Raw genomic sequence first — 26,471 nt, 5'->3', positions numbered from 1 at the left:
CCGCCGTGAGGGGGATTAGTCGATCCCGGAGCGGCCGGGGTCAGCGGTCGAGGTCAGCGGTCGAGGGCGGCGAAGCGCTCGATGTCGCTGTTGGTGCCCGACACGATGATGAGGTCGTGGTTCGTGACGATGGTGTTCGCCTCGGCGTAGCGGAACGGCTTGCCGGGGCTCTTCACGCCGACGACGGTGACCTTGTACTTCGAGCGCACGCCCGACTCGTTCAGACCCACGCCGCGGATGAACTTCGGCGGGTACATCTTGGCCAGCACGAAGTCGTCGTCGAAGCGGATGAAGTCGAGCATCCGCCCGCTCACGAGGTGCGCGACGCGCTCTCCGGCCTCGCGCTCCGGGTAGATGACGTGGTTCGCGCCGACGCGGGCGAGGATCTTGCCGTGCGACTGGGAGACGGCCTTGGCCCAGATCTGCGGCACCTTCAGGTCGACGAGGTTCGCAGTGATCAGCACGGACGCCTCGATCGAGGAGCCGACCGCGACGACGGCGACCTGGAAGTCCTGGGCGCCGATCTGGCGCAGGGCGTCGATGTTCTTCGCGTCGGCCTGCACGGTGTGCGTGACGCGGTCCGACCACTTCTGCACGAGCTCGAGGTTGTCGTCGATCGCGAGCACCTCGCGATCGAGGCGGTCGAGCTCCCCGGCACAGGCGGCGCCGAATCGGCCGAGGCCGATGACGAGGACGGGCGCGTCGCCCCGGAGGACTTCAACCAACGATCGGCCTTTCCACGGGCAGTGAGTAGTACTGCGTTCGCGATGTCGCGGCGACTGCCGCGGCGAGAGTCACTGTACCAACGCGCCCCATGAAGATCGTGGCGGCGAGCACGTAGGAGCCGGCGTCCGGAAGCTCGGCGGTGAGGCCCGTCGACAGGCCGACGGTCGCGAACGCGGAGATCACGTCGAACAGGACATGGCTGATGTCGTCTTTCGTGATCTGGGCGATGACGATGGTGGACAGGGCGACGATCGTCGCTCCCCACGCGACGACGCTGAGCGCCACGCGCTGCACGTCGCTCGGGATGCGGCGACCGAACGCCTCGACCGACTGACGGCCCTTCGCCTCCGACCACACGGCGATCGCCAGCACGGCGAGGGTCGTGACCTTGATGCCACCCGCCGTGGAGGCGGAGCCGCCGCCGACGAACATCAGCATGCTGGCGGCGAGCAGGGACGAGCCGTTCAGGTCGTCCATCTCGATGACGTTGAATCCGCCGGACCGGGTCATGGCGGACAGGAAGAACGCTTGGAACGTGGTGTCGGCGGCATCCATGGAGCCGAAGGTCTTCGGGTTGTCGAACTCGAGGATGACGAACACCGCGGCGCCCAGGATGAACAGCAGCACGGTGGTGACGATCGTGAGCTTGGAGTGCAGGGACCACCGCTTCACGTGCCAGACGTGCTTGGCGAGCGTGTAGATGACCGGGAAGCCGATGCTGCCGAGGAACACGCCCACCATGAGGAGCGAGAGCACGAGGTAGTCGTCGGCGAACACGGCGACGCCGCCGTCGTTCGGCGCGAAGCCGGTGTTCGTGAAGGCCATGGCCGCGAAGTACGGCGCCTCCCAGAGCGCGGCGATCGGATCGACCTTCGCCATCACCAGCGCGGGGTAGAGGAGGACGGCGAGGGAGGCCTCGATGATGAGCGCCGAGACGGCGACCGTGGTCAGCAGCTGGCCGACCTCGCCGAGACGGACCGTCTGGCTCTCGTTCACCACGCCACCGTGCGCACGCAGCGGGTTCGTGTCGCCCGCGGCCATCAGCTTCGCGCGCAGGCCGAGGCGCTTGGAGATGAGCATGCCCATCAGCGACGCGAGGGTGAGCACGCCGAGAGCGCCGATGTTCACCCCGAGGAAGACCAGCACGTGTCCGAACGGCGACCAGTGGTTCGCCATGTCGACGGTCGACAGGCCGGTGACGCAGATCGTGGAGACGGCTGTGAACAGCGCGTCGCTCAGCGGGGTGACCGTCCCGCTCGCCGAGGCCATGGGCAGCGACAGCAGGACGGTGAAGACGAGGATCAGGAGGGCGAAGACGACGATCGCGAAGCGGGAGGGCGAGGAGGTGACGAGGTGCTTCACCCAGCCGGCGGCACTCTTGAGGCTCTGCCGTGGGGACGACGCCGAAACGATGCCCGACATCGCTTCCCCCTTCTCGTTTCTGACTCACCCGCGCAACGCGGTCTCACGACGTCTGCCGCAGAGCCTTCGTCATGGTACTCCGTGCCGGGGACGACTACCCTGATCTCATGACGGACATCTTCGACGTGATCGCAGACGGTACGAGGCGAGACATCCTCCAGCTCCTGCTGCGACGCACGGCCGAAGGTGAGACCGGCACCAGCGTCAGCCAGATCGTCGCCGATCTGGGCATCAGCCAGCCCACGGTCTCCAAGCATCTGAAGGTGCTGCGCGACGCCGAGCTCGTCACGGTGCGTGAAGACGGACAGCGCCGCTTCTACAGCCTCGCGGTCGAACCGCTCGAGGTCGTGGACGACTGGCTGGTGCCCTTCCTGGTCGACGCCTACGGCGACAGTGCGCCGGACATCGACTACCACGCGGTGCCCGACAGTGCCGCGCATGCCGCCGAGGTCGTGGGCCGCGCGGCCGCCTCCGCGAAGCACGTCGTCGCGAACGCGCTCAAGCGTCTCGGGGCCTGACCCTCGCCCACGGGCGCAGCATGCGGTTTGCCATTGCAGCTACTTAGCTAAGGTGCTAATTTCGGGGAATGACCGATTCCCGAGTGATGCGCCCCTCGTCCGTCGACGCCCCGGATGTCGTCCGGTCCACGGCCGGCCTCGACACCATCCGCGGCCGCATGCGGCGCCGTCTCCTGCTGACGTACCGCGTGAATCCCGACGTGGCCCGCGCGATCATCCCCGCCCCGTTCCGGCCGCAGCTGGTGGACGGCAGTGCCGTGGCGGGGATCTGCCTGATCGCGCTGACCCGGCTCCGGCCCGGATGGTTCCGGCCCGAGATCGGCATCTCCACGGAGAACACCGCGCACCGGTTCGCCGTCGAATGGGATGAGGATGGCACCACGCGCACCGGGGTGTACGTGACCGAGCGCCACAGCTCCGGCATGATCCCGGTTCTCGGTGGGGGACGGCTGTTCCCCGGGATGCAGCACCGAGCGCGGTTCGATGTCGAGGAGAGCGACACGCGCTTCCGGGTGCGGATGCGTGCCGACGACGCTGCGGTCACCGCCGATCTCGAGGTCGCCGACCGATGGGACAGCACGCTGTTCCCCACCGTGCAGGAGGCCTCCGACTTCTACCGGTCGGGGGCGATCGGCTGGTCGCCGCGGCGTGGTGGCGGGGCGGCGGAGGGTGTGGAGCTGACCGCGTCGCGCTGGGCCGTGCAGGCCGTACGCGTCAACGAGGTGGCGTCGTCGTTCTTCGACGGCCTGCCGCCCGGGTCCGCGGTGTTCGACAGCGCGCTCGTCATGCGCGACCTCCCCGTGGTCTGGCGTCGGCCGGATGCACGTCGCCCCTGACGACAGGGGGCGTGTCGTCAGGGGCGATCCGCGGATCCCCAGACCCGCGCGGACTCGGCGGTGCCGCACGAGTCCTGGGAACAGACTGTCAGTCTCGGCTGGGCGAACGTCGGAGAATGCCTATGCCTCGGCTGAGATCGGGTGCGGTCGGGGGGATCAGCGGCGCCCTGCCTTGCGGCGGAAGAGCCAGGCGCCCCAGACGACCGCCACCAGGAGGATGGCCAGGCACCAGCCGATCGCCCACCACGCCTCGCCCTGTGTCGGTGCATCGGTCAGCAGCCCGCGGATCGTCTCGACGATGGGTGTGATCGGCTGGTTGGCGGCCACCGGCTGTAGCCAGTCGGGCATGCTCGCCACCGGGACGAAGGCGCTGGACAGGTAGGGGAGGAAGAGCAGTACGAAGCCGTAGCCGTTCGCACCCTCGGGGCTCCCGGCCGCGAGACCGATCGCGGCGAACAGGTACGTGATCGCGAGGATGTACAGCGCGATCAGGCCCGCGAGCGCGATCCACTCCCCGGCATTCGCGTCGGGGCGGAATCCGACGAGGACGCCCACGCCGATCACGATCGCCGTAGCGATGAGGTTGCGCAGCACGCTCGCGACGACATGGCCCGTCAGCACCGCACCCGACCGCACCGGCATGGTGCGGAAGCGGTCGATGATGCCGGTGCGCATGTCGTTCGCGACATACACCGCCGTCGAGGAGGCCCCGAAGCCGGCGCAGGTGAGGATGATGCCCGGGACGACGTAGTCGACGTAGGCGCCCGAGGGATCGATCGCCCCGCCGAACACCCACGTGAACATGAGCATGAGCATCACGGGCAACATGATCGCCATGAGCAGTGATTCGCCGTCGCGCAGGGAATGGCGCAGGCTGCGGCCGACGAACACCGCCTCAGCGGTGATGCCACGCAGGCGGGGGCGCGGAGAGGGAGTCGGAAGGGCGGGCCCCGTGGTCCGAGGCGCGGCGAGCGTGATGTTCATGCGGGCTCCTTCGCAGTGCGGGTGCTGTCGTCGGGGGAGGTGACGGCGAGGAACACGTCGTCGAGAGTGGGGCGCCGCAGCGTGACCAGGCCGTCCTCCCCCTCTTCGTCGAGCAGATCCAGCGCTCGCCGCAGATCGGCCACGGTGCCGTCGGTGGGGATCTCCCGGCGGAGCCGCCCCCGACCGTCATGGAGCTCGACGGTGTCGCCGCCCACGCGCGCCTTGAGCTCGGCGGGGGTGCCGAGCGCGGCGATCCTGCCGTCGTGCAGCACCGCGATCCGGTCCGCGAGCTGATCTGCCTCCTCCAGGTACTGCGTGGTGAGGAAGACCGTGGTGCCCGCACTCGCGAGCATCCGGATGATGTCCCAGAGCGCGCGACGGCTGCGGGTGTCGAGGCCCGTGGTCGGCTCGTCCAGGAAGAGCACCTCGGGGGTCACCACGAAGCTGAGGGCCAGGTCGAGTCGGCGACGCATGCCGCCCGAGAACGTGCGGACCACGCGAGACGCGGCATCCGTCAGATCGAACTGGGCGATGAGGTCCGCGGCCCGACGCTTCGCCGCGGCCCGGCCGAGACCGGCGAGCCGCGCGAACATGACGACGTTCTCTGTCGCGGTGAGGGCGTCGTCGACGGCCGCGGCCTGACCGGTGAGGCTGATCCGCCGCTGGATCTCGATCGCCTGGGTGCGCACGTCCCACCCCGCGACCGTCGCCGAACCGGCATCCGCAGCGGAGAGGGTGGTGAGGATGTTGATCGTCGTCGTCTTGCCCGCGCCGTTCGGCCCGAGCAGCGCGAAGACCTCACCGCGGGCGACGGTGAAGTCGAGTCCGTCGACGACGTTCTTCTTCTGGAAGGCCTTGCGCAGACCCTGCACCTCGATGGCTGTCTCCATCAGGCGCTCCTTTCTGTGTAGGTAGAAAACTGTGTATGACCAACGCAACTGTGTATGACGGTAACACACTGTTTAGGTAATAAACAGAAGTAGGATGAGCGCATGACTGACACCGAGCCGCCGGAGCTGCCACGGGGGATCGCGCTCGCCTGGGGCGTCGCCGCGAATCCGCAGCGTGGGCCGAAACGCGAGATGAGCGTCGAGAAGATCGTCGACGCCGCGGTCGAGCTGGCGGATGCCGAGGGGATCGGGGCGGTGTCGATGGCCGCGGTCGCCGCCCGCCTGGGCTTCACGCCGATGTCGCTGTACCGCTACGTCACCGCGAAGGACGATCTCCTGCTGCTGATGCAGGAGGAGGCGACCGGCCTCCCGCCTGCCAGCCACCTCGAGGCCGAGGGCTGGCGCGAGCGGCTGCTCTCCCTCTACGAGGAGCAGGTCGTCCTGTACCTCCGCCATCCGTGGATGCTTTCCCTGCCGATCACCGGATCGCCGATCACGCCGCACAGCTCGGCGTGGCTGGACGCGAGTCTCGCCGCGCTCGAGGGCACCCCTCTGACCGCGGAGGAGCGGTTGGCGGTCGCGCTCGCGGTCACCGGTCACGCCCGATGGTGCGGGATCGTCCAGGCCGGATACACCGAGCAGTCCCGCGGCAGCGGCCTCACTCCCGACGAGGTGGCGGCGCGCGAAGCGGCGCTGTTCGACCGGGTGATCACCGCCGAGGAGTTCCCGGCGCTCCGACGCGCGATCGAGGACGACGTGTTCCTCTCGACGGCCGACCCGTTCCGCTTCGCCGTGGAGCGGACGCTCGACGGTGTCGCCTCGTACATGGCGGGCCTCGACCGCGGCGACGCGCATGCCGAGGCGACCGAGTGGATCGATCTCGATCCGGCCGAGCTGGCGGGTGACCGACGGCTCAAGGAAGCGCAGAAGGCGGTGCGTGAGGCGGAGAAGGCGCTGCGCGCGGCGCACAAGATCGAGCGGCAGACGCTGCGCGAGGCGCGCGACCGTCTGGCGAAGGCCAAGAAGTCGGGCTGACCGCTCTCGATGCGCGCGTTCTCGGCGCTCGCGCCCCACTGATCACATGGGTCACACGGGTTTACACGCGTCCCAGCTACCCCATAGAGTGTGCGCATCGAGAAAGGGGTACGTGGGATGCCCGAGGTTCCAGACGTCCGATTCCTCACGGTGGCCGAGGTCGCCGAGCTCATGCGCGTGTCCAAGATGACCGTGTATCGGCTGGTCCATGCGGGGGAGCTGCCTGCCGTCCGATTCGGACGAAGCTATCGCGTACCGGAGTCGGCCGTCGCCGACGCCCTGCAGCGACCGATCGCCGACGTGGGCTGAGTCCCGAGCGGACGACAGCGCACAGAGCGGGCCGTCGGGTTTGCTAGACTGACCCGAGGCATTTTCCGTGCCCGTACCCGGGTGTCCGATTTCGGCGACACCCAGCCACTGACTTAGTGAGGTTTCCGTGGGTTCTGTCATCAAGAAGCGCCGCAAGCGCATGGCGAAGAAGAAGCACCGCAAGCTGCTTCGCAAGACTCGCCACCAGCGTCGCAACAAGAAGTAAGCGACCAGACACGAGCGCCTGTCTTCGGACGGGCGCTTTGTGTCTCCGGCCGCATCTCCGCACCGCCGAGAGGATGTCATGAAGTCGATCACCGTCACCGAGCTCGCCGAGCGATCCGGTGTCCCGCTCATCGATGTGCGGGAGGTGGACGAGTTCGCCGCCGGCCACGTGCCCGGCGCCGTCAACATCCCGATGTCCGAGATCGGCAACAGGCTCGACGAGCTGCCGGCAGAGGCGTTCGATGTGATCTGCCAGGCGGGCGGGCGATCGGCCCGCGTCGTCGAAGCGCTCGAGGCCCGGGGCTTCGACGCGACGAACGTCGAGGGCGGGACCGGCGAGTGGATCTCGCAGGCACGCGCCGTCGAGGTGCCGTCCGCGTGACCACGCTGACCCTCATCGGCAAGCCCGACTGTCATCTGTGCGACGTGGCGTCCGACGTGATCGACGCCGTCGTCGCAGAGCTGCCCGACGCCGCGGCGGAGCAGATCGAGATCGTCGAGGCGTCGATCCAGGACGACCCCGCGCTGTACGAGCTGTGGTGGGAGAAGATCCCGGTCGTGCTGATCGACGGCGAGCTGCACGCCCACTGGCGGGTGGCGCCCGACCGGCTCCGCGAAGCCCTCGAGGACTCCGTCCGCGACACCGCGGCCACCCGAACGAAGGAATCCCTGTGACCATCCGCCACGTCGTCACCTGGAAGCTCGCCGCCGAAGATGCGGCCGAGCGCGCAGCGCAGGCCTCCGAGGTCGCCCGTCGCCTCAACGCCCTCGACGGCGTGGTGCCGCAGCTTCTCTCGATCTCCGCCGGTGCGAACGCCGCCTACCCGGACACGAACTGGGACGTGACGTTGGTCGCCGACTTCGCATCCGTCGCCGCGATCGACGAGTACCAGGTGCACCCCGCCCACGAGGAGGTCGCCGCGTACATCCGCTCGGTGGTCGCCTCGCGCGTCGCCGTCGACTTCGAGGTCTGAGACTGCATCGCACCTCGTGCGGCACCGAATCTCACGGCGTGATCGAAGTGGCCGTGAAACACAAACGTGATACGTCTGTCATCTGATGTCATTGGTCACGCGACGAGCCGCATGTTTAGATGATCTCCTACCCGCCTGGGCCCTGCCCTCGTATCACAGGAGCTGACATGCCTCGTCGTAACCTCATCGCCGGTCTCGCCCTCGTGGCGACGGCCACCCTCGCCCTCGCCGGCTGCGCGACCGGATCGAACGACGCGGGAAGCAGTGACGCTCCCGCCGCGGGCGACAAGTACGGTCTGGTCGAGCCGGGCGTTCTGACCGTGTGCTCGGATGTGCCCTACCCGCCGTTCGAGGTGGAGGACCCGTCGAGCGACATCGAGTACTCCGGCTTCGACATCGACCTCCTCGCGGCCATGGCTGCGAAGCTCGACCTCAAGCTCTCCGTGCAGGACGTGGGCTTCGACGCCCTCCAGTCGGGAACGACGCTCGCCGCCGGACAGTGCGACATCGGCGCATCCGCCATGACGATCACCGACGAGCGCAAGGCCAACATCGACTTCTCCGACCCGTACGTCGAGTCGCTGCAGTCGCTCCTCGTACGTGCCGACTCGGGCATCAAGTCGATCGACGACCTCGACGGCAAGAACGTCGGTGTGCAGCAGGGCACGACCGGAGAGACCTACGCGGGCGAGAACGCTCCGGGCGCGCAGCTCGTGCAGTACCCCTCGGACGGTGAGCTGTGGCCGGCCATGCAGGCCGGTCAGATCGACGCGATCCTGCAGGACCAGCCGGTCAACTACGTCCACGAGCAGGACGACCCCGCGTACAAGATCGTCGAGACCTACCCGACTGACGAGACGTACGGCTTCGCCTTCGCCAAGGGGGAGAAGGACGAGCTGCGCGAGGCCCTGAACAAGGCGCTCAAGGAGCTTCAGAACGACGGCGGCTACCAGAAGATCTACGACGAGTACCTCGCGGCCAAGTGACCGGCGGCGTCGGTAGAGCGGGAGGACCTCGACGATGGCGTTGAGGCGTACGACCAAGAGCAAGCTGTATAGGTATTCGGTCTACGCGGTGCTGATCGCGATCGCCGTCTGGGTGATCGTGAGCACCGACTGGGCCAGGATCGGACAGCTGTACTTCAATCCCGAGGTCGCGGTGAAGATGCTCCCGGGCATCATCACCACGGCACTCGTGAACACCTTGTGGTTCACAGCGGTGGCGTTCGTGGGCGGCCTGCTGCTCGGTGTTCTCCTGGCCCTGATGAAGCTGTCGGCGATCGGACCGTTCCGGTGGATCGCGACGTGCTGGATCGAGCTGTTCCGCGGGCTTCCCGCGATCCTCACGATCTTCGCGATCGCGTTCATCCTGCCGATCGGGCTCGGAGTGCCGGCCACGAAGCTCGGCGGACCGGTCGTCCTCGGGCTCATCGGTCTGATCCTGGTCGCCTCGGCCTACATGGCGGAGACGATCCGCGCCGGTATCCAGGCTGTTCCAAAGGGGCAGACGGAGGCGGCGCGCTCCCTGGGCATGTCGCCCATGAAGACGACGTTCTGGATCGTCGTGCCGCAGGGGTTCCGGATCATCATCCCGCCGCTGACCAACGAGTTCGTCCTCCTGTTGAAGGACACGTCGCTGCTCTTCGTGGCGGGTTCCTTCATCTGGTCGAAGGAGCTCACGAACTTCGCCCGTGACGCGAGCACCCAGAACGCGAACGGAACGCCGCTCATCATGGCGGCGGTCCTCTACCTGATCGTGACGATCCCGCTCACGCGCTTCAGCGCGTGGCTGGAGCGTCGGATGGCGAGGCAGCGATGATCACGGAACTGATTGATGTGCACGCCCCCGCGATCGACGTGCAGGGGCTCGTGAAGTCGTTCGGCGACAACGAGGTGCTCAAGGGCATCGACCTCACCGTCACCCGGGGCGAGGTGGTGTGCGTGATCGGCCCGTCCGGATCGGGAAAGTCGACCCTGCTGCGGTCGGTGAACCTGCTCGAGGAGCCGACCGCCGGCAAGGTGCTGATCGAGGGGATCGACATCACCGACCCCGACGTGGACATCGACGGCGTGCGCACGCGCATCGGCATGGTGTTCCAGAGCTTCAACCTGTTCCCGCACCTCGACGTGCTCGGCAACCTCACGATCGCGCAGCAGCGGGTGAAGAAGCGGTCCAAGCAGGAAGCCGAGCAGGTCGCGCACGCCATGCTCGAGCGCGTGGGCCTGTCCGAGAAGGCCGACGCCTTCCCCGGGCACCTGTCGGGCGGTCAGCAGCAGCGCGTGGCGATCGCCCGTGCGCTGTGCATGAACCCCGACATGATGCTGTTCGACGAGCCGACCTCGGCCCTCGATCCCGAGCTGGTGGGCGAGGTGCTGCAGGTGATGCGCTCGCTGGCCGACGAGGGGATGACCATGCTCGTCGTCACGCACGAGATGGGCTTCGCCCGGGAGGTCGGCTCGCGCCTGATCTTCATGGACGGCGGACACATCGTGGAGGAGGGCGATCCTCGTGAGGTGCTCGCGAACCCGCAGCATCCGCGCACGCAGGACTTCCTCTCCCGCGTGCTCTGACTCCGCGTCCGGTCGCACCGCGACCCTCGCGAATGCCGAGACCCCCTGCCGCAGACATCTGCGACAGGGGGTCTCGACGTGAAGCGTGGGAGGAGGTCAGGCCTCGACGACCTCGGCATCGGCGGCGTTGCGACGGACGGAGTCGATGCCGTTCAGCGCCGCGGACTTGGACGAGTAGCCCTCGCTGATCGCGATGACCTCGCCGTTGCCGGCCTTGAGGCGGAACCGGTACTCGCCGGCCTTGTCGGTGTACAGCTCGAACGTGCCTGCCATGAGGCTTCCTTTCTCTCGGATGAAGGGAACCCCGCCCCTCGGGCCTCACGCTAGCGCGCGGAGCCGGGCCGGGGGAAGAGCGACGATCAGCCCCGCGGGTGCACGGCGACCGGCTCGGGTGCGACCGCGATGCGCACGCGATCGCCGAACGTCGGATGGATGCCGGGCGCGTGCTGCACGCGCACCAGCTCCCCGGATTCGGTGCGGACGAGCGTGCGGCGCATGCTGCCGAGGAAGGTGCTCTCCTCGACCAGGGCGTCGGTCGCGGCATCCGCCTCCGAGGCGAAGTACACGTTCTCCGGTCGCACGTACACATCGACCGGGCCGTCCGCCGGGGACTGCAGCGGGAGGCGCTGCCCCCACACCGTCACGTGATCGCCGTCGGCGACGCCGGACACGATGCTGGACAGGCCCACGAACGCCGCGACTCCGGCGGTCGACGGCATCGTGTACAGCTGCTCCGGTGAGCCGATCTGCTCGATGCGCCCGGCGTTCATCACGGCGATCCGGTCGGAGACGGCCAGCGCCTCCTCCTGGTCGTGCGTGACGAAGACCGTGGTGATGCCGAGGCGCAGCTGGATGCGGCGGATCTCGTCGCGCAACTGCACGCGCACCTTCGCATCGAGCGCCGACAGCGGCTCGTCGAGCAGGAGCACCTTGGGCTCGGTGACCAGCGCACGCGCTAGCGCGACACGCTGCTGTTGACCTCCGGAGAGCTGATGCGGGAACCGGTCGGCGAAGTCGGCGAGCCCGACCAGTGCGAGGGCATCCACGGCCCGACGCGCGGCCTCCGCCTTGCCGACTCCCCGACGGCGCAGGCCGAAGGCGGTGTTCTCGGCCACCCGCAGGTGCGGGAACAGGGAGTACGACTGGAAGACCATGCCGATGTCGCGCTTGTTGGTCGGCACGCGGGAGACGTCGCCGCCGCCGAGCAGCACGGCGCCCTCGTCAGCACCCTCGAGACCGGCGAGCACCCGGAGCAGCGTGGTCTTCCCGCAGCCGGACGGGCCGAGGAGGGAGACGAACTCACCGGGAGCGATGTCGAGGTCGACGCCGTGCAGCACCCTGTTGCCGGCGTAGCTCTTGACGATGCCCTGCAGCTCGACGCGGGTGCCCTCGCCGGCCTGGGCGAGCAGCAGGTTGTCCTTGGTGCGCGGCAGCGCGTGGTCGATGGTCATGAGCGGGCCTTTCCGGAGCCGCGGGCGACGCGACCGATGACGAGGAGCAGGAGGAAGACGAGCAGCAGGGCGAGCAGGGTGAAGATCGCCGGTGCATACGGGTCCTGTTTGTTCACGACGACCATGGCGGTCTGGAACACCTGACGGTTCAGGAGCGAGGCGATCGTGAACTCGCCGAGCACCACGGCGATCGAGATCAGTGAAGCCGCGAGGAGGCCCTGGCGCAGGTTCGGTGCGAGCACCTTCAGCACGACCGTCGGCCAGCTCGCTCCGAGCGATCGCGCCGCCTCGGAGAGGGTCCGCAGATCGGCCGCGTCGATCGACGCCTGGATCGAGCGGAACGCGAACGGCAGCACGGTGATCCCGTACGCGAAGGCGAGGGTCCAGGTGCCGGTCCCGAAGGCGCGGCCGATCTGCAGGTAGATCGGTGCGAGGCCGACGACGAGCACGATCGCGGGAATCGAGATCGGCAGCAGCACCGCGAACTCGAAGGCCGGCTTGAGCTTCGGGAAGCGCAGGTTCACCAGGATCATGGTCGGTGCGAGCAGGAGCAGCACGATGGCGACCGTGACGACCGCGAGGATCAGGGAGTTGCCCAGGCCCGTCCAGATGGGCTTGAGCGTGGCCGCGGCCGCGGGGTCGAACAATGCGGCCCAGCGAGCGAACGACAGTCCGCCTTCGGGATCGCGCAGCGTGAAGAGGAACGTCGACAGCAGCGGGACCGCGAAGAACGCGCCGACCAGGATGCCGATGACCCAGCGGGTGGCGAGGGAGGGACCGAGCCGGTTCACGACTGCCACCTCGCCGCGCGTCGCTGCACCAGGGAGTACAGGGCCATCACGACCCCGACGATCACGATCATGCCGAGCGCGAGGGCGCCGGCGAGGTTCTCGCGACCGAGCACCGTCTCGCTCGTGAGAGCCGTGCGGATCTGCAGCGGCACGATCTGCGCACCCTGGCTCGCGAGCGCGGCGGCCGTGGCGTAGGAGGAGAAGGCGTTCGCGAACAGCAGCAGCAGGCTGGCGAGGAACGAGGGCGCGAGCACGGGGATGCCCACGCGCAGCCAGAAGCTCGCCCTGGTGCCGCCGAGTGTGAGGTTGGCCTCGGCCCACTGCGGCTTGAGCGCGGCGAGGGCGGGCATGAAGGTGATGACCATCAGCGGGATCTGGAAGTAGAAGTAGGGGAGGATGAGGCCGGGCAGCTCGTACAGCCAGGTGCCGTTCTCGAAGATGTTGACGCCGAACGTGTCCTTCAGGAACACGGTGATCACGCCCTGGATGCCGATCGTGGCGATGAAGGCGAATGCCAGCATGACGCCGCCGAACTGCGCGAGCACACCGGCGGCGGCGTCCACGGCGGAGCGGGTCCGGCCCTCGGGGTCCATGCCGAGCAGCGCGTAGCAGACGAGCGCACCGATCAGCGCGCCGACGACGGCGGTGAGCAGTGAGAGGCCGGCCGAGTTGCCGAAGGTGTTCAGCACGACGGGATCGGCGAGGGCGGACACGTTCGCCCAGGTGAACGTGCCGTCCTTCGTGAAGAAGCCGGATCCGATCGACAGGATCGTCGGCACCGCGAGGAACAGCACCACGTAGGCGGCGAAGGGGACGAGCCCCAGCCAGGCGAAGGACGGAGCGGACCGCCGGGCCCTCGCATCCTGCGAAGGCCCGGCGGGGGTGACGGGGGCGGACGCCGTGGCATCCGCCCCCGTTGCGGTGAGGGTCGTCACTGGACCGCCGCAGCCCACTTCTCGCCGAGCAGCTTGCCGGCGTTCGTCGACTGCTCCTCGGTCGGGACCACGGTCTCCTCCGGGGCCTCGGGGAGTGCGGCGGCGAGGTCGGCGTCGATCGTGCCGGCGTCCGTCATGGCCTCCATGCGCACCGGGCGGGCGCCACCCTTCAGCCACAGGTTCTGCACGTCGTCGCTGTAGAGGAACTCCTGCCACAGGCGAGCCGCAGCGGGGTGCGGCGCCTCGGCGTTGATGGCCTGGTTGTAGTAGCCGGCGTAACCGGTGCCGTCGAACACGACGACCTTCCAGTCCTTGTTGTCGGCCACATGCGAGGCGTTCAGGTAGTCCCAGTCGAACACGACGGGGGTCTCGCCGCTCGCGATGGTCGCCGTGGTCACGTCGACCTTGAGCAGGTTCCCGGCCTTCTGCAGGTCGGAGAAGAAGTCGATGCCGGGCTGGAAGTCGTCGAGCGTCCCATCGGACTGCACGGTGGCCAGACCGACGGCGGCGAACGCGGCACCGGCCTGCGTCGGGTCGCCGTTGATCGCGACGGCACCCTTGTAGTCGGCCGAGAGCAGGTCGCTCAGCTCCGCCGGCGCAGGGAACTTCGAGGAGTCGTAGCCGATCGACATGTACCCGCCGTAGTCGCCCACGAACAGGCCGGTCGGCTCCTTCAGCTCGTCGGGGATGTCGTCCCAGGTCTGCACCTTGTAGGGAGCGAAGACGTCGGTGTTCTGCAGCGCGACCGTGAGGCCGAGGTCGAACACGTCGGGAGCCGTGTCGAGTCCCTCGTTCGTCTTCGCGGCCTGGATCTCCTCGGCGCTCGACACGTCGGGGGAAGCCTCGTTGATCGTGATCTCCGGGTACTTCTCGGCGAACAGGTCGAGGATCTCGCCGTAGTTCGCCCAGTCGCGCGGCAGCGCGATGACGTTGAGCGATCCCTCGGCCTTGGCGGCGGCCTCGAGGTCGGCGAACGTGCCGAAGTCGGCGACCGACGTCGCGGCGGAGGCGTCGACGTCGGAGTTGCCTCCGTCGGTCGCGTCGGCTGCGCCAGAGCAGGCCGTGAGTGCGAGTGCGGCCGTGGTGGCCAGGGCGATGCCGGCGCCGATGCGCGCGCGGCGGGTGAAGCGAGCCATGAGTGTCCTCTCGGTGTCCGGCGCTGTGAGCCGGTTTCGGGTTGCGAGAGGACACTATGAGGCGGAGGTTGCCGCCCGTCGCGGGTCTGGTGAACGGACGGTGGCGGGCCGGTGGCCGGTCGGGTGGTCGGACAGGTGCTGCGCGGTTCAGCCCTGCGGAACCGCGTACTTGAAGCCGCGATGGGAGCCCACGTACCCCAGGCGCTCGTAGAACCGGTGGGCGTCGGTGCGCGCCGCATCCGACGTGAGCTGCACCATGGTGGCGCCCACCGCGGGGGCCGCGGCCTCGCCGACCCAGCGCATGACCGCCGAGCCGATGCCCGACGAGCGCAGGCTGCTCTGCACGCGCACGGCCTCGACGAGCAGCCGCCGTGCCCCGCGTCGTGCCATCCCGGGAATCGAGGTGAGCTGGAGCGTGCCGACGATCCGGCCGTCGATTTCGACGACGAGCAGGTCGTTCGACGGCTCGGCCAGGATCTCCAGGAGTCCCCGCTCGTATGCCGGACGGTCCTCCTCGGAGGCCACGTCGCCGCGCGTCGCGCTGATCGGGTCGTCCGCGAGCAGGGCGATCACCGCATCCGTGTCCTCCGCCGTCGCCCGGCGGAGGAGGGCGGTTCCGATGCGCGATTCGAACGGGTGGGGCAGCGGCAGGGCGTCGAGCATGGCACCAGTCTGCCAGCGTGCGCGGCGGGTGTCGGAGCGGATGCGAGCGCGGTGCCGACTCTCTGGAATCATGGCCGGGTGGATATCGGCGCCGTGCTCGGACTGGAGCAGCTCACCTGGGGGATGCTGCTCCTCATCGTGATCGCCGCGTTCTGCGCCGGCTGGATCGACGCGGTCGTCGGTGGCGGAGGGCTCCTGCAGCTCCCCGCACTGCTGCTGATCCCCGGCATCTCGCCTGTGCAGGCGCTCGCCACGAACAAGCTCGCCTCGGTCTTCGGCACCGCGACCAGCAGCGTCACCTACTACCGTCGCGCGAAACCCGACATCCGCACGGCCCTGCCGATGGCGGCCGTCGCGCTGATCGGCTCGTTCGGGGGCGCCGCCGTCGCGACGGTGCTTCCGCCCGCCGCGTTCAAGCCCATCATCGTGATCGCCCTGCTCGTGGTGGCGCTGTTCACCGCGTTCCGGCCGCAGATGGGCGCGGCGACGCAGCTGCGCTTCCACGGCCACAAGCACCACATCATGGCCGGTGCCGCGGGGCTCGGGATCGGCTTCTACGACGGGATGATCGGGCCGGGGACCGGAACGTTCCTCGTGATCACCCTGGTCGCGCTGCTCGGCTACGACTTCCTGCAGGCCAGCGCCAAGGCGAAGATCGTGAACCTCGCCACGAACGCCGGCGCTCTGATGCTGTTCATCCCGCACGGTGCGGTGCTCTGGCTGCTCGGCGGCATCCTCGCGGTCGCGAACGTCGCGGGCAGCTACCTGGGGTCGCGGATGGCGATCTCGCGCGGGACCACTTTCATCCGCGTGGTGTTCCTCGTGGTCGTGATCGCCCTGATCGCGAAGCTCGGCGTCGACGTGTGGAACGAGAACATCGTCCCCGCGCTCGCGCTGATCGGCGGCTGAGGCGTTTCGTCTCGTCGCTGCGCTCCTCGCTCAACGACCGGGATGCGTCGCCGTCGGTCGTTGAGCGAGCGCAGCGAGACGAAACGTGGCGCGTCGGCCGCCGAGCGAGCGGAGCGAGACGTGGTCGGTCGTTGAGCGAGCGGAGCGAGACGAAACGCCCGCGAGGACAGCAACGCCGGATCAGACAGGTCCCTCGCGGAACCGCCTGATCCGGCGTGTGTGCGTCTGCCGCGCGTGGCGGCGGGCGTCAGGCCTCGTCGTCCTCGGGCTCGTAGTCGACGCCGGCCTCGGCGCGCTGCGCGTCGGTGATGGGCGCCGGAGCGGAGGTGAGCGGGTCGAAGCCGTTGCCGGACTTCGGGAACGCGATGACCTCGCGGATCGACTCGGTCTTGGTCAGGTGCTGCAGCACGCGGTCCATGCCGAGCGCGATCCCGCCGTGGGGCGGGGCGCCGAACTTGAACGCGTCGAGGAGGAAGCCGAACTGCTCGTCGGCCTGCTCGTCGCTGATGCCCATGACCTCGAACACGCGCTTCTGCACGTCTTCGCGGTGGATGCGGATCGAGCCGCCGCCGAGCTCAGAGCCGTTGCAGACGATGTCGTACGCGTAGGCGAGAGCGGATCCGGGGTCGGTGTCGAACGTGTCCTGGAACTCCGGCTTGGGACCCGTGAACGCGTGGTGCACGGCCGTCCAGGCTCCCGCGCCGACGGCCACGTCGCCCGAGGCCACGGCGTCGGCCGCAGGCTCGAACATCGGAGCGTCGACGACCCAGGTGAAGGCGAACTCGTCGGGGTTCAGGTAGCCGAGGCGACGGCCGATCTCGACGCGGGCGGCACCGAGCAGCGCACGGCTCTCCTTGGTGGAACCGGCGGCGAAGAAGACGCAGTCTCCGGCTTCGGCGCCCACGAGTTCCGCCAGCCCGGCCTGCTCGGCCTCCGACAGGTTCTTCGCGGCGGGACCGCCGAGCGAGCCGTCCTCATTGAACAGGACGTAGGCGAGGCCGCGGGCGCCGCGCTGCTTGGCCCAGTCCTGCCATGCGTCGAGCTGCTTGCGCGGCTGCGAGGCACCACCGGGCATGCGCACCGCACCGACGTACTCGGCCTGGAAGACGCGGAACGGGGTGTCCTGGAAGTACTCGGTCGCGTCGACGAGCTCGAGACCGAAGCGCAGGTCGGGCTTGTCGGAGCCGTACTTGGCCATGGCCTCGGCATAGGTCATGCGCGGCAGGGGCGTGGCCACCTCGACGCCGATCGTCGCCCACATCGCGACGATGAGCGACTCCATGAGCGCGATCACGTCTTCCTGGTCGACGAAGCTCATCTCGATGTCGAGCTGCGTGAACTCCGGCTGGCGGTCGGCGCGGAAGTCCTCGTCGCGGTAGCAGCGGGCGATCTGGAAGTACTTCTCCACGCCGCCGACCATCAGCAGCTGCTTGAACAGCTGCGGCGACTGCGGCAGGGCGTACCAGCTGCCGGGGCTCAGACGAGCGGGCACCAGGAAGTCGCGGGCACCCTCGGGGGTCGAGCGGGTGAGGGTCGGCGTCTCCACCTCGGTGAAGTCGTCGGCGTGCAGCACGTCGCGGATCGCCTTGTAGACGTTCGAGCGCAGGCGGAGAGCTGCGGCCGGCGACGGGCGACGAAGGTCGAGGTAGCGGTACTTGAGGCGCGCCTCCTCGCCGACGGTCTCGGTGTCGGCGAGAGCCGTGGAGACCTGGAAGGGGAGCGGAGCGGACTCGTTCAGCACCTCGACGTCGGTCGCGATGAGCTCGATCTCGCCGGTCGGCAGGTTCGGGTTCGCGTTGCCCTCGGGGCGCTTCGAGACCTCGCCGGTCACCTTCAGCACGAACTCGTTGCGCAGCGGGTGCGCGATCTCCTCGTCGCGGATGACGACCTGGGCGATGCCCGAGGCATCCCGCAGATCGATGAAAGCGACTCCTCCGTGGTCACGACGGCGATCGACCCAACCCGAGAGGGTGACGGTCTGACCGATGTGCTCGGCTCGCAGAGAGCCTGCCGAGTGGGTGCGAAGCACGGAGTATTCCTTCTGATCTGGGAAATGGGGAACTCGCCCATTCTACGGGGGCGGTTGACCGGTCATCGGCCCCGTCGGCGGCGCAGGAGTCGCCGGATCAGTAGGATCGCCACGACGAAAGGCAGACCCCCATGAACATCTCCGACGGCAACGGCCTCCCCGATCTCTTCGGGGCGATCTTCTCCGGTACCACCGGCCTGATCGCCCTCGTCTTCTACATCCTCGTCGCGATCGGCCTGTGGAAGGTGTTCACGAAGGCCGGGTACGCCGGCATCTGGGCCATCATCCCGATCGTGAACGTCGTGCTCCTGGTGCGCATCGCCGGCCTGTCGGCCTGGTTCGCGCTGCTGTACCTCATCCCGCTGGCGAACCTGATCCTCGCGATCATCGTCGCGTTCAAGCTCGGCGAGCGCTTCAACAAGGGCGGGGTCTTCTCGTTCTTCCTGCTGTTCCTCTTCCCGTACATCGGGTACCTGATCCTCGGCTTCGGGGACGCGCGCTACAGCAAGGCGTGACATGACGGCGTCTCGGCTGCACCTGGTCCGACACGGCGAGGTGCACAACCCGGCTCGCGTGCTCTACGGTCGGCTGCCCGACTATCACCTGAGCACGGCGGGCCGGGAGATGGCGGCAGCGGCAGCCGATCATGTGGCTTCCCTCGACCGATCGGTCGCCGCGCTGTACGCCTCCCCGCTCGAGCGCGCACAGGAGTCGGCCGAGCCCTTCGCCGAGCGCTTCGACCTGGTGCCCGAGATCGACATCCGCCTGATCGAGCCGACGAACGTGTTCGAGGGCACCCAGATGCGCCGGTCGCTGATGAACCCCCTCAACTGGTGGCATCTGCGCCAGCCGTCGCTGCCGAGCTGGGGCGAGCCGTACTCCTCCATCGCGGAGCGGATGCTGGGCGTGATGGATGAGGCGTGGGATGCCGCCCCCGAGGGCGACGTCGTGATGGTCTCGCATCAGGCGCCGATCTGGATCACGCACCTGCGAGTAGCGGGTCTGCCGCTGCGGCACGACCCCCGTACGCGGCGTTGCGCCCTGTCGAGCGTGACCTCGTTCGAGCGCGTCGGCGACGTCTGGCGCGAGGTCGCCTACGCGGAGCCCGCCGCCACGGGCGGCGCGGTGGACGTCGGCGCCGTCTGACGCCCGCGCAGGCGTCTCGTCTCGCTGCGCTCGCTCGACGACCGGGGGCGGAGACCGGTCGTTGAGCGAGGAGCGCAGCGACGAGACGAAACGGCCCGCTCAGGCGAGCGACTGGATGATCCCGATCGCGGCCAGCTGACCGGCGGCCGCGGCCAGCAGCACCGAGGCCATCGGACCCGGCAGCGTCGCTCGGTGCGCGAGGTCCCCGGCCGCGAAGACGCCGGGGAGAGAGGTGCGGCCGAACTCGTCGATCTCGATGCACCCGGACTCGAGCACACGCAGTCCGAGGTCTGCGGCGAACGGTGCCCGCTGACGCATCGTCCCCGACGCGACGAAGACCCCGGCGACCGCGGCCTCGCCGTCCGCGGTACGCACCCGCACCCCGTCGTCGTCCTTCTCGACGGATGCGACCGGCGCGCCGCTCACGCAGGCGCCCTTCGCCTCGAGCAGCCGCCGATCCTCGTCCGAGAACGGCTCGCTCGTCGGGAACACGGTGATGTCCCCGACGATCCTGCCGAGCAGACCGATGAGGTGCTCGGCCCGCGGGGCGGCGCCGAGGATGCCGATCGACTTCCCGGCGTGCTCGTGCCCGTCGCAGAACGGGCAGCTGAACGCGACGGTTCCCCAGAGGTCCTGCAGTCCGGGAACGGCGGGGAGGTCGTCGACGACGCCGGTGGCGAGGACGACCCGGCGCCCTTCGACAGCTGAGCCGTCGGCGAGGTCCACCCGGAAGGCGTCGTCGGCACCCGAGATGCTCGTCGCTGCGGCGTCGCGGATCTCCACGTCGCCGTAGGCGGCGAGTTCCTGACGGGCGTCCGCGCGGAACTCCGCGGGCGGAGTGCCGTCCGCACCGATCATGTTGTGCATGTGCAGGACGGTGCCGTTGCGGTACTCACCCGAGTCCAGCAGGAGGGTCGAGCGGTGCATGCGCCCGAGGGTCAGGGCGGCCTGCAGCCCTGCCGGTCCTGCGCCGATCACGATCGCGTCGTACATGGTGGTCCTTCCGGTGGGATGTTGCGTTCTCGGCCAGTCTGTGACTTCATGTCAACATGAAGTCAAGCGAGGAGCATCCCTGGTCCGTCGGCGACGTCGCCACCCGCTTCGAGCTGTCATTCGTCACGCGACCTGGGGTTTTGATACCTCCAATCTGCACCGGTCGAAGTGACATGACCCGACGCAACCTAGTTGACCCGCGGAATTCCGCGGTTTCGGTGGTTACCGAGGGAGAGTCTTGTGCCTAAGCCCCCGCGCCCGTCGCCTGCTGATCTGACCGACTCTTGGCCGAACACGCCTTCGTTGGACCCTGCTGGTGAGACCGCCCGCCTCCTGGCCGTCAATCTACGTCGGTCTATCGGCATGGCGAGCGTACGATCCGTCGCTGACGATGCGGGTCTCGATGGGGGGACGATTCGCAACCTCCTGTCCGGTGCGCGTTGGTCGGACGTGCGAACGATTGCGCGGTTGGAGGATGCGTTGGGCGTCGCGCTTTGGCCTGTGTACGCGGAGCGAGGGGGTTTGTGGTGAAACTTCTGAGCATCGGTGACGTCGCGCGGGAGATGTCCTTGCCGACCAATGTCCTCCGTCACTGGGAGACCGTTGGCTTGTTGTCGCCCGGCCGTGACTCCGGCGGTCGGCGGAAGTACGACGAGGACCAGATCGTCCGAATCGCTGTCATCCAGCGCAGCAAGAGTGCCGGCATGACATTGGAGCAGATCGGGGTGATGCTCGACGATGGGGCGAGAGAGCGTCATCAGGTACTCCAGCAACACCTCGACGATATAGACCGGCGCATGGAAGACATGCGACGCTCACGAGAGATGACTGAGCACGCGATGAACTGTCGGTCGCACGATATCGCTACCTGTCCGCGCTTCCGTACTGGCGTCGCAGACGTGATGTCCCGCTTCTAATCTCGACGGCCGATGAGGCGGAGGAGGGGATCCCGTATGCAGCGATCCTCACGATTGCGGACCCGAAGGGGCAGGCTCCGGTGTTCACTCACATGCGCCAGAACCTCAACGCCGTGAACGAGCAAACCGATGACATCAGGACGAGCATCCGCACCCGCGCGACCACGTAGCGCGAGGCTCGGGTCCAGAGGCAATCGAGCGGCGGTTGTGCTCGCTACGCTTCGCGTCGTCGACGTGGATGGTCGTACTCGAAGCGGAGTCCGCCGCCGGTGGTGTGCACGGCATCCGCGTTCGCACGCTCCTCGAACCAGCAGTGTTTGATGATCTCCTCGACGCCGATGCCCGGCACGAGCTTGTCGATGCCGACGACTTCGAGCCCCGCGAAGGTCGTGGCATTGTCCTGCCGGCTGTCGTAGCAGTAGAGCGGCGCCTCGTCGAGGAGGAAGAGGAGAACGGGGCCATGTTCAATGCGGTCATGGTGTCTCGATGCATGCAGTCGATCAAAGGCTCTTACGGTAGACGAAGCGAGAGCTGCACGTTGGTCGATGGTCGCCTTTCTCGCCAGGCCCGGTCAGTCGAAGCCAACCATCACTGGAACGTCTAATATTTACCACCGCGCCTTTCCGGAAGCGCGATGCGCCTCAGGTTCTGCACAATCGGCTTAGACGATATCCGCACCGGGCGGATGCCAACATGAGGGAGCAACGTGGCCACCTATCGAATCGCAGCCAACATGGAGTTCGTTCGGAGCGCGGATCTTGGGTTCGCACTTGACGAGGCCCCGCACCACGCGAGTAAAGGGGGCCGAGTCCTGCCACAATGCGGGCACGTGACCGTGAAGACGCGGGATTTCGCGGTCTCCAGGTGGAAGGAGCGCTACCCGTTGGTCTCGGCGATCTGGTCAACCGAAACAGTGCCTTCTACGCCATCTACGTCGCAACCCTCGACGTTGGTCCCGTAGCCGCCTCCGCCGCGGATGGTGTCGCCTACCTCGATAGTTCCAAACTGATCGTTCTCTACGGAAACGGCGTCAGCGCCAAGAATGGTGCCGTACGGCCATTCGATGAGCCAATTGCCAGCGGTGGAGGCCAGGACGAAGCAGCCGTCTCGGAGTTCTACGACACCGTCCACTTCCGCTTCTCGTAGGGCCGAAGGAGCAGAATCCGGAACAAGCACGACTGGGTTCTCGTCGTCGGGCGTATTGCCAGCCCTGTCTGCCGCTGTTGCGCAAGAACTCAGACTGAGGGCGACCAGAACAATTGCGACGAGAGTGGGGAGGATCTTCCTCATGTGCTGATGATTGCATACATATGGGTGAGCCCCTAGGCTCTGGGCACCTTGTACATAGGCGTCAGGAGAATCAATGAAAGATTTCAAAGTACAGATCCATAGCCCTGGGTGCATGCGTTGCACTTGTGGCGGCGGCGGTCGGTGTCGCACCGGCGATGGCAGACGAGACGGCCGGTGGTGAAGACGCCACGGTGGTCGTTGGAGGCTCTTCAGCGGCGTCGGCATCGCGGTTGCTGCCGGAGGATGCGAAGGCGCTCGCCGAGGACCTGAAGATCAGCGAAGAGGCTGCTCAACGTCAGTTTGCCGGCCAGCAAGAGTTCCTCGAGGCGCTGACGAAAGCGATAGAGAGTGTCCCCGACAGATATGCCAGCTCCGAGTGGGGAGCTGTCGGTGAAAGCTCCGCATGGGTCTCGTTCACGGGCGCGGAAGACAGCAAGGTTGCCGACTTATTCGCGGACCTTCCCGTCAAAGTAGAAGTCCGGTTCGGGGCAAAGCTCTCCGAGGCCGAAGCAGAGGAGATTCGCCATGAAGCGATGTCCGAGCTCCTGGCTACGGGCACCTTCTCGCAGCTCGTTGGCGAGACGGACCCGACGGCAGGCAGCGTCCGCATTCAATACGAGCTTAAGGATGGAGAGGTAGCCGACTCAGTCATCGCTCGCGCAGTCAGCGCTGTTGTGAAATCCAGCGAGAAGGCCGAAATTGATGTCGTGGAGGCGACCGAAGACATCTCCACCGACCCGGAGCTCATCCGCGGCGGCACGAGCATCTCCGGCTGCACCGCAGGCTTCAACATTCGGATCCTCGGAAGCCCTCAATACAAGGGCTTCGTGACCGCTGCCCACTGTCCCAACGCGGCAGGGACACCGTCTGGCAGCACCTACGGCACGGTCCACCGTGGACAGCACGCGGGCGCTTACGGAGAGGTGCAAAAGCACTCCTCGTCTGATCCTTTGATCGGAAACACGATCATCATCGCCCCCTCCTCCTACCGGTCGATCACGAGCGTGGTCTATCCGTCTGCAGGGCAGTCGATCTGCAACTACGGGAAGACTCGCTCCGCCCATTCATGCACAACGGTCCGGCAGGTCGGGCTTGCGTTCTATGCCAACATTGACGGAACCTCCACCTACATCAGCAGGATGGTGCAGTCCAACGGTGCATTCACCAACCCCGGAGACAGTGGCGGACCCTGGTTCGTTAACAACTCTGCCGTCGGGATTCACTACGGGAAGTTCGGGGGATACTCAACCTTCAGCCAGGCAGGATTCGCTCAGTCCGTCCTAAGTATCGCAATCATCACAGGCTAGGGGCCGCGCCGCTCGTTCCTCCCCAGGGCGCTCCGGGCTGTCGATGATGGAAAGCGACCCCGCAGCGCATCGTCATCATCCGCACGCCGTTCGCGCACGCAGCGCACCAGCGGAGAGCGGAGGTGTCTGCTGAAGATGGGCATAATCCAAAGATTGTGGCGCGCTGTGGGTTGGTCTACTTGTCATCGCTTCCCATGATGTATCGGGTGAGCACAGACGTTCTTCTTGATCCACTCGCTCGTCGCGGCGTGCTTGAGGGACTCGATGCTGAACTGACGAGCTAGGGAAGATACCCACGCGGAGGGCCGGGAGATCCCGGCCCTCCGCCTCTTCGTGCGAGCGAAAATTCACTCGCACCGGACCAGCTGGTCGTACACTGCGGCGCGCAGAAAGCGCTTGCAAGATGCCCTCGCTCATCGCCAATGGTCTGTGCAAGAACGGATCAACTGTTACGACGAAAGAGTCGGTGCGACTCGGCCATGCGCCGCGTGTTTTCGCGGGTCAGGTGTGTCAGGCGCGAGCCAGGGCGGTCGACGATTGACACGAGCTGCCGACCAACGTCCTGCGGCACTGGGAGTCCGTCGGTCTGCTCCGGCCGCCGCGGGACGGTGCGGGGCGGCGGCGCTACGGCGAGGACGAGGTCGTGCGCATCGCCGTCATCCAGCGCAGCAAGGCCGCCGGGATGACGGTCGAGCAGATCGCGGTGCTGCTCGACGACGGGAGTGCGGGGCGGCATCAGGTGCTCCAGCAGCACCTCGACGACCTCGACCGGCGCATGGAGGAGATGCGTCGATCGCGCGAGATGACCGAGCATGCGATGGGCTGCCGTGCGCACGACATCGCGACCTGCCCGCGTTTCCGGGCGGGGGTCGACGACGTCCTGGCGCGCTTCTGAGACCCCGGCGGAGGGTCCCGTTTCCGGCTCGTGCATAGGAAGCTCTGCGTAAACTCGGAGTCGTGCCAAGCGATTCGACGGTCCGTCCGATCCGCAGCGGCCGCTCCTCCCGCACCCGGCGTTCGCGTCGTGCGGTCGGTGCCGCGCTCGCTGCGGTGCTCGCCATCGGTCTGAGCGCCTGCGCTCCCGATCCGGTCAGCGAATCCTTCCTCAACGGGGAGAACACCGGCTATGTCGCGGCCGACGGCGCGATCGTCGAGATCCCCGTCGCCGAGCGCGGCGAGCCCGTTGAGTTCAGCGGCGTGACCGAGGCTGGCGAGAAATTCGACAGCGCCGACATCGCCGGCGACGTCACGGTCGTCAACTTCTGGTACGCCGGATGCGCGCCGTGCCGCCTCGAGGCCGCCGACCTGGAAGCCGTCTGGCAGGACTACAGCGACCAGGACGTCACGTTCATCGGTATCAACACCCGTGACCAGGCCGACACCGCGGTCGCCTTCGCCGACGAGTACGACGTGACCTACCCGAGCCTGATCGACGTGGACACCGCCCAGGCCAAGCTCGCCTTCGCGAAGGTGACCCCGATCGCCGCGACGCCGACCACGCTCGTGCTCGACAAGCAGGGCCGGGTCGCCGCGCGCATCATCGGACCGATCGACGGGAAGTCGATCCTCTCCACGCTCGTCAAGGACGCACTCGCGGAGAAGTCGTGATCACTGAGGGAGCGTCGTGAACCCTGAAGCGATCATCGGCTCGGGGGCCCTCTGGATCGCGATCCCCGTCGCGATGCTGGCGGGACTCATCTCGTTCCTGTCGCCGTGCGTGCTCCCGCTCGTGCCGGGCTATCTCGGCTTCCTCGGCGGAACGGTCGCGCCGCGCACGGCGTCCGTCTCCGGGGCGGGCTCGCAGGGCCCGGCGACCCAGACGGCGACGCGTGGCCGGCTCGTCCTCGGCGTGCTGCTGTTCATCCTCGGCTTCAGCCTGGTGTTCGTCTCGATCACGGCACTGGGCGGAATCGCCAACGTCTTCCTGCTGGAGTGGGGCGAGCTCATCACCCGCATCCTGGGCGTGGTCATCATCGTCATGGGCCTGGTCTTCCTCGGCCTGTTCGGCTTCGCGCAGCGCGAGCTCCGCTTCCACGTCGACTCCAAGGCCGGCATCATCGGCGCTCCGCTGCTCGGCATCGCCCTCGGCATCGGGTGGGCACCGTGCCTCGGCCCCACGCTCACGGCGATCTTCGCCCTCTCCTTCAACGCGGGTGACCCGGTGCGGGCGGGCTCCCTCGGGCTGGCCTACTCCCTCGGGCTCGGCATCCCGTTCCTGCTCGTCGCACTCGGCTTCGGCTGGGCGACGAAGGCGATCGGTTTCCTGCGCCGTCACATCCGCGTCGTCAACGTCATCGGCGGCGTGCTGCTCATCCTGCTCGGGATCCTGATGGTCACCGGGCTCTGGACCGACATCATGTCGCGGCTGACGGCGGTGATGGGCAGTGTCATCCTCCCGCTCTGACCGTTCAGAGA

33 protein-coding genes are annotated in these 26,471 nt (G+C 67.7%); 20 read left to right on the top strand and 13 right to left on the bottom strand.

Annotated elements, in window-relative coordinates; translation table 11 throughout:
• Window positions 1-53 precede the first annotated feature (53 nt).
• Window positions 54-725 (bottom strand): potassium channel family protein, encoded by a 672-nt coding sequence (locus AC07VM_RS11085; protein ID WP_047520565.1) that lies wholly within the window; start codon window positions 723-725, stop codon window positions 54-56.
• The gene (locus tag AC07VM_RS11080; RefSeq protein ID WP_267417389.1) at window positions 718-2,148 is read right to left on the bottom strand and encodes a TrkH family potassium uptake protein; all 1,431 of its coding nucleotides are present in this window, start codon (window positions 2,146-2,148) and stop codon (window positions 718-720) included. The genes AC07VM_RS11085 and AC07VM_RS11080 overlap by 8 nt, the downstream gene beginning before the upstream one ends.
• A gap of 107 nt (window positions 2,149-2,255) precedes the next feature.
• On the opposite strand from AC07VM_RS11080, the gene AC07VM_RS11075 reads away from it, so the two are divergent.
• Window positions 2,256-2,666 carry an ArsR/SmtB family transcription factor gene (locus AC07VM_RS11075; RefSeq protein ID WP_267417390.1) on the top strand — a complete coding sequence of 137 codons (411 nt, stop codon included), beginning with the start codon at window positions 2,256-2,258 and terminating at the stop codon, window positions 2,664-2,666.
• A gap of 68 nt (window positions 2,667-2,734) precedes the next feature.
• Window positions 2,735-3,502, top strand: coding sequence for a DUF2071 domain-containing protein (locus tag AC07VM_RS11070; protein ID WP_494911199.1), 768 nt, complete (start codon window positions 2,735-2,737; stop codon window positions 3,500-3,502).
• A 156-nt stretch (window positions 3,503-3,658) separates the two neighbouring features.
• Here AC07VM_RS11070 and AC07VM_RS11065 read toward each other — a convergent pair whose 3' ends face one another.
• Both AC07VM_RS11065 and AC07VM_RS11060 read right to left on the bottom strand, forming a co-directional pair.
• Window positions 3,659-4,486, bottom strand: a complete 828-nt coding sequence (locus tag AC07VM_RS11065; RefSeq protein WP_494911198.1) for an ABC transporter permease — start codon at window positions 4,484-4,486, stop codon at window positions 3,659-3,661.
• Complete coding sequence (locus tag AC07VM_RS11060) at window positions 4,483-5,376, bottom strand: ATP-binding cassette domain-containing protein (protein WP_494911197.1); 894 nt, start codon at window positions 5,374-5,376, stop codon at window positions 4,483-4,485. Before AC07VM_RS11060 ends, AC07VM_RS11065 begins: the two co-directional genes overlap by 4 nt.
• 102 nt (window positions 5,377-5,478) lie before the next feature.
• On the opposite strand from AC07VM_RS11060, the gene AC07VM_RS11055 reads away from it, so the two are divergent.
• The 9 genes from AC07VM_RS11055 (at window position 5,479) to AC07VM_RS11015 (ending at window position 10,489) form a co-directional block, all read left to right on the top strand.
• Entirely contained in the window at window positions 5,479-6,411 is a 933-nt protein-coding gene (locus tag AC07VM_RS11055; RefSeq protein ID WP_267417395.1) for a TetR/AcrR family transcriptional regulator, read from the top strand.
• Between the two features lie 117 nt (window positions 6,412-6,528).
• Window positions 6,529-6,720 carry a helix-turn-helix domain-containing protein gene (locus tag AC07VM_RS11050; RefSeq protein ID WP_017204627.1) on the top strand — a complete coding sequence of 64 codons (192 nt, stop codon included), beginning with the start codon at window positions 6,529-6,531 and terminating at the stop codon, window positions 6,718-6,720.
• A gap of 127 nt (window positions 6,721-6,847) precedes the next feature.
• On the top strand, window positions 6,848-6,946 hold the full coding sequence (locus AC07VM_RS11045; RefSeq protein WP_003792170.1) for a 30S ribosomal protein bS22: 99 nt from the start codon (window positions 6,848-6,850) through the stop codon (window positions 6,944-6,946).
• Between the two features lie 78 nt (window positions 6,947-7,024).
• Window positions 7,025-7,327 carry a rhodanese-like domain-containing protein gene (locus AC07VM_RS11040; RefSeq protein WP_494911196.1) on the top strand — a complete coding sequence of 101 codons (303 nt, stop codon included), beginning with the start codon at window positions 7,025-7,027 and terminating at the stop codon, window positions 7,325-7,327.
• On the top strand, window positions 7,324-7,620 hold the full coding sequence (locus AC07VM_RS11035) for a glutaredoxin family protein (RefSeq protein WP_267417397.1): 297 nt from the start codon (window positions 7,324-7,326) through the stop codon (window positions 7,618-7,620). The genes AC07VM_RS11040 and AC07VM_RS11035 overlap by 4 nt, the downstream gene beginning before the upstream one ends.
• Window positions 7,617-7,919 (top strand): Dabb family protein, encoded by a 303-nt coding sequence (locus AC07VM_RS11030; protein WP_494911193.1) that lies wholly within the window; start codon window positions 7,617-7,619, stop codon window positions 7,917-7,919. The genes AC07VM_RS11035 and AC07VM_RS11030 overlap by 4 nt, the downstream gene beginning before the upstream one ends.
• 167 nt (window positions 7,920-8,086) lie before the next feature.
• Entirely contained in the window at window positions 8,087-8,905 is an 819-nt protein-coding gene (locus AC07VM_RS11025) for a basic amino acid ABC transporter substrate-binding protein (RefSeq protein WP_494911192.1), read from the top strand.
• A gap of 34 nt (window positions 8,906-8,939) precedes the next feature.
• Window positions 8,940-9,737 (top strand): amino acid ABC transporter permease, encoded by a 798-nt coding sequence (locus tag AC07VM_RS11020; RefSeq protein WP_494911190.1) that lies wholly within the window; start codon window positions 8,940-8,942, stop codon window positions 9,735-9,737.
• Window positions 9,734-10,489, top strand: a complete 756-nt coding sequence (locus tag AC07VM_RS11015) for an amino acid ABC transporter ATP-binding protein (protein ID WP_494911188.1) — start codon at window positions 9,734-9,736, stop codon at window positions 10,487-10,489. Before AC07VM_RS11020 ends, AC07VM_RS11015 begins: the two co-directional genes overlap by 4 nt.
• A 96-nt stretch (window positions 10,490-10,585) precedes the next feature.
• On the opposite strand, the gene AC07VM_RS11010 is transcribed toward AC07VM_RS11015, so the two are convergent.
• From AC07VM_RS11010 to AC07VM_RS10985, 6 genes are all read right to left on the bottom strand, one after another.
• The gene (locus tag AC07VM_RS11010) at window positions 10,586-10,762 is read right to left on the bottom strand and encodes a YegP family protein (RefSeq protein ID WP_267417404.1); all 177 of its coding nucleotides are present in this window, start codon (window positions 10,760-10,762) and stop codon (window positions 10,586-10,588) included.
• Window positions 10,763-10,848: 86 nt separating this feature from the next.
• Window positions 10,849-11,940 (bottom strand): ABC transporter ATP-binding protein, encoded by a 1,092-nt coding sequence (locus tag AC07VM_RS11005; RefSeq protein ID WP_267417405.1) that lies wholly within the window; start codon window positions 11,938-11,940, stop codon window positions 10,849-10,851.
• On the bottom strand, window positions 11,937-12,731 hold the full coding sequence (locus AC07VM_RS11000) for an ABC transporter permease (protein WP_494911185.1): 795 nt from the start codon (window positions 12,729-12,731) through the stop codon (window positions 11,937-11,939). Before AC07VM_RS11000 ends, AC07VM_RS11005 begins: the two co-directional genes overlap by 4 nt.
• Window positions 12,728-13,666: an ABC transporter permease gene (locus AC07VM_RS10995; RefSeq protein WP_267417409.1), complete on the bottom strand. Its 939-nt coding sequence runs from the start codon at window positions 13,664-13,666 to the stop codon at window positions 12,728-12,730. The genes AC07VM_RS11000 and AC07VM_RS10995 overlap by 4 nt, the downstream gene beginning before the upstream one ends.
• Complete coding sequence (locus tag AC07VM_RS10990) at window positions 13,663-14,802, bottom strand: ABC transporter substrate-binding protein (protein ID WP_267417410.1); 1,140 nt, start codon at window positions 14,800-14,802, stop codon at window positions 13,663-13,665. Before AC07VM_RS10990 ends, AC07VM_RS10995 begins: the two co-directional genes overlap by 4 nt.
• A gap of 147 nt (window positions 14,803-14,949) precedes the next feature.
• Window positions 14,950-15,465 (bottom strand): GNAT family N-acetyltransferase, encoded by a 516-nt coding sequence (locus AC07VM_RS10985; protein ID WP_494911183.1) that lies wholly within the window; start codon window positions 15,463-15,465, stop codon window positions 14,950-14,952.
• A 123-nt stretch (window positions 15,466-15,588) separates the two neighbouring features.
• On the opposite strand from AC07VM_RS10985, the gene AC07VM_RS10980 reads away from it, so the two are divergent.
• Window positions 15,589-16,374 carry a sulfite exporter TauE/SafE family protein gene (locus AC07VM_RS10980; RefSeq protein ID WP_494911708.1) on the top strand — a complete coding sequence of 262 codons (786 nt, stop codon included), beginning with the start codon at window positions 15,589-15,591 and terminating at the stop codon, window positions 16,372-16,374.
• A gap of 247 nt (window positions 16,375-16,621) precedes the next feature.
• Here AC07VM_RS10980 and aspS read toward each other — a convergent pair whose 3' ends face one another.
• Window positions 16,622-18,403, bottom strand: a complete 1,782-nt coding sequence (gene aspS / locus AC07VM_RS10975) for an aspartate--tRNA ligase (protein WP_494911181.1) — start codon at window positions 18,401-18,403, stop codon at window positions 16,622-16,624.
• Window positions 18,404-18,534: 131 nt separating this feature from the next.
• Here aspS and AC07VM_RS10970 point away from each other — a divergent pair, with 131 nt between their 5' ends.
• Window positions 18,535-18,918 (top strand): DUF5684 domain-containing protein, encoded by a 384-nt coding sequence (locus tag AC07VM_RS10970; protein ID WP_267417413.1) that lies wholly within the window; start codon window positions 18,535-18,537, stop codon window positions 18,916-18,918.
• A gap of 1 nt (window position 18,919) precedes the next feature.
• A complete protein-coding gene (locus tag AC07VM_RS10965; protein ID WP_494911180.1) occupies window positions 18,920-19,549 on the top strand; it encodes a histidine phosphatase family protein in 630 nt (209 codons plus the stop codon).
• A gap of 99 nt (window positions 19,550-19,648) precedes the next feature.
• Here the strand turns inward: AC07VM_RS10965 and AC07VM_RS10960 are convergent, their stop codons facing one another.
• The gene (locus AC07VM_RS10960) at window positions 19,649-20,542 is read right to left on the bottom strand and encodes an NAD(P)/FAD-dependent oxidoreductase (protein WP_494911178.1); all 894 of its coding nucleotides are present in this window, start codon (window positions 20,540-20,542) and stop codon (window positions 19,649-19,651) included.
• A gap of 527 nt (window positions 20,543-21,069) precedes the next feature.
• On the opposite strand from AC07VM_RS10960, the gene AC07VM_RS10955 reads away from it, so the two are divergent.
• Window positions 21,070-21,459: a MerR family transcriptional regulator gene (locus AC07VM_RS10955; RefSeq protein WP_267417417.1), complete on the top strand. Its 390-nt coding sequence runs from the start codon at window positions 21,070-21,072 to the stop codon at window positions 21,457-21,459.
• Between the two features lie 238 nt (window positions 21,460-21,697).
• On the top strand, window positions 21,698-22,063 hold the full coding sequence (locus AC07VM_RS10950) for a hypothetical protein (protein ID WP_494911176.1): 366 nt from the start codon (window positions 21,698-21,700) through the stop codon (window positions 22,061-22,063).
• A gap of 272 nt (window positions 22,064-22,335) precedes the next feature.
• On the opposite strand, the gene AC07VM_RS10945 is transcribed toward AC07VM_RS10950, so the two are convergent.
• Window positions 22,336-22,749 (bottom strand): hypothetical protein, encoded by a 414-nt coding sequence (locus AC07VM_RS10945; protein WP_267417419.1) that lies wholly within the window; start codon window positions 22,747-22,749, stop codon window positions 22,336-22,338.
• 155 nt (window positions 22,750-22,904) lie between these two features.
• Here AC07VM_RS10945 and AC07VM_RS10940 point away from each other — a divergent pair, with 155 nt between their 5' ends.
• The 4 genes from AC07VM_RS10940 to AC07VM_RS10925 all read left to right on the top strand — a co-directional run bounded on the left by AC07VM_RS10940 (window position 22,905) and on the right by AC07VM_RS10925 (window position 26,460).
• Window positions 22,905-24,056, top strand: a complete 1,152-nt coding sequence (locus AC07VM_RS10940; RefSeq protein WP_494911175.1) for a S1 family peptidase — start codon at window positions 22,905-22,907, stop codon at window positions 24,054-24,056.
• A 547-nt stretch (window positions 24,057-24,603) separates the two neighbouring features.
• On the top strand, window positions 24,604-24,951 hold the full coding sequence (locus AC07VM_RS10935; RefSeq protein WP_267418516.1) for a MerR family transcriptional regulator: 348 nt from the start codon (window positions 24,604-24,606) through the stop codon (window positions 24,949-24,951).
• 62 nt (window positions 24,952-25,013) lie between these two features.
• Window positions 25,014-25,664, top strand: a complete 651-nt coding sequence (locus tag AC07VM_RS10930) for a TlpA family protein disulfide reductase (RefSeq protein ID WP_494911174.1) — start codon at window positions 25,014-25,016, stop codon at window positions 25,662-25,664.
• Between the two features lie 16 nt (window positions 25,665-25,680).
• Complete coding sequence (locus AC07VM_RS10925; RefSeq protein ID WP_267417423.1) at window positions 25,681-26,460, top strand: cytochrome c biogenesis CcdA family protein; 780 nt, start codon at window positions 25,681-25,683, stop codon at window positions 26,458-26,460.
• Window positions 26,461-26,471: the final 11 nt, after the last annotated feature.

Source organism: Microbacterium sp. GW821-FHT01D02 (assembly GCF_059422585.1).
Note: the sequence above shows the minus strand (reverse complement) of the source record. Positions and strands in the feature narration are given on the sequence as shown.

Bases quoted from the DNA above. Each gene is read 5' to 3' on its own strand.
- AC07VM_RS11080 (WP_267417389.1), bottom strand. From the start codon at position 2,148: ATGTCGGGCATCGTTTCGGCGTCGTCCCCACGGCAGAGCCTCAAGAGT.
- AC07VM_RS11075 (WP_267417390.1), top strand. From the start codon at position 2,256: ATGACGGACATCTTCGACGTGATCGCAGACGGTACGAGGCGAGACATC.
- AC07VM_RS11070 (WP_494911199.1), top strand. From the start codon at position 2,735: ATGACCGATTCCCGAGTGATGCGCCCCTCGTCCGTCGACGCCCCGGAT.
- AC07VM_RS11065 (WP_494911198.1), bottom strand. From the start codon at position 4,486: ATGAACATCACGCTCGCCGCGCCTCGGACCACGGGGCCCGCCCTTCCG.
- AC07VM_RS11060 (WP_494911197.1), bottom strand. From the start codon at position 5,376: ATGGAGACAGCCATCGAGGTGCAGGGTCTGCGCAAGGCCTTCCAGAAG.
- AC07VM_RS11055 (WP_267417395.1), top strand. From the start codon at position 5,479: ATGACTGACACCGAGCCGCCGGAGCTGCCACGGGGGATCGCGCTCGCC.
- AC07VM_RS11050 (WP_017204627.1), top strand. From the start codon at position 6,529: ATGCCCGAGGTTCCAGACGTCCGATTCCTCACGGTGGCCGAGGTCGCC.
- AC07VM_RS11040 (WP_494911196.1), top strand. From the start codon at position 7,025: ATGAAGTCGATCACCGTCACCGAGCTCGCCGAGCGATCCGGTGTCCCG.
- AC07VM_RS11025 (WP_494911192.1), top strand. From the start codon at position 8,087: ATGCCTCGTCGTAACCTCATCGCCGGTCTCGCCCTCGTGGCGACGGCC.
- AC07VM_RS11020 (WP_494911190.1), top strand. From the start codon at position 8,940: ATGGCGTTGAGGCGTACGACCAAGAGCAAGCTGTATAGGTATTCGGTC.
- AC07VM_RS11015 (WP_494911188.1), top strand. From the start codon at position 9,734: ATGATCACGGAACTGATTGATGTGCACGCCCCCGCGATCGACGTGCAG.
- AC07VM_RS11010 (WP_267417404.1), bottom strand. From the start codon at position 10,762: ATGGCAGGCACGTTCGAGCTGTACACCGACAAGGCCGGCGAGTACCGG.
- AC07VM_RS11005 (WP_267417405.1), bottom strand. From the start codon at position 11,940: ATGACCATCGACCACGCGCTGCCGCGCACCAAGGACAACCTGCTGCTC.
- AC07VM_RS10990 (WP_267417410.1), bottom strand. From the start codon at position 14,802: ATGGCTCGCTTCACCCGCCGCGCGCGCATCGGCGCCGGCATCGCCCTG.
- AC07VM_RS10985 (WP_494911183.1), bottom strand. From the start codon at position 15,465: ATGCTCGACGCCCTGCCGCTGCCCCACCCGTTCGAATCGCGCATCGGA.
- AC07VM_RS10980 (WP_494911708.1), top strand. From the start codon at position 15,589: ATGCTGCTCCTCATCGTGATCGCCGCGTTCTGCGCCGGCTGGATCGAC.
- AC07VM_RS10970 (WP_267417413.1), top strand. From the start codon at position 18,535: ATGAACATCTCCGACGGCAACGGCCTCCCCGATCTCTTCGGGGCGATC.
- AC07VM_RS10965 (WP_494911180.1), top strand. From the start codon at position 18,920: ATGACGGCGTCTCGGCTGCACCTGGTCCGACACGGCGAGGTGCACAAC.
- AC07VM_RS10960 (WP_494911178.1), bottom strand. From the start codon at position 20,542: ATGTACGACGCGATCGTGATCGGCGCAGGACCGGCAGGGCTGCAGGCC.
- AC07VM_RS10950 (WP_494911176.1), top strand. From the start codon at position 21,698: ATGGTCGTACTCGAAGCGGAGTCCGCCGCCGGTGGTGTGCACGGCATC.
- AC07VM_RS10945 (WP_267417419.1), bottom strand. From the start codon at position 22,749: ATGAGGAAGATCCTCCCCACTCTCGTCGCAATTGTTCTGGTCGCCCTC.
- AC07VM_RS10940 (WP_494911175.1), top strand. From the start codon at position 22,905: ATGGCAGACGAGACGGCCGGTGGTGAAGACGCCACGGTGGTCGTTGGA.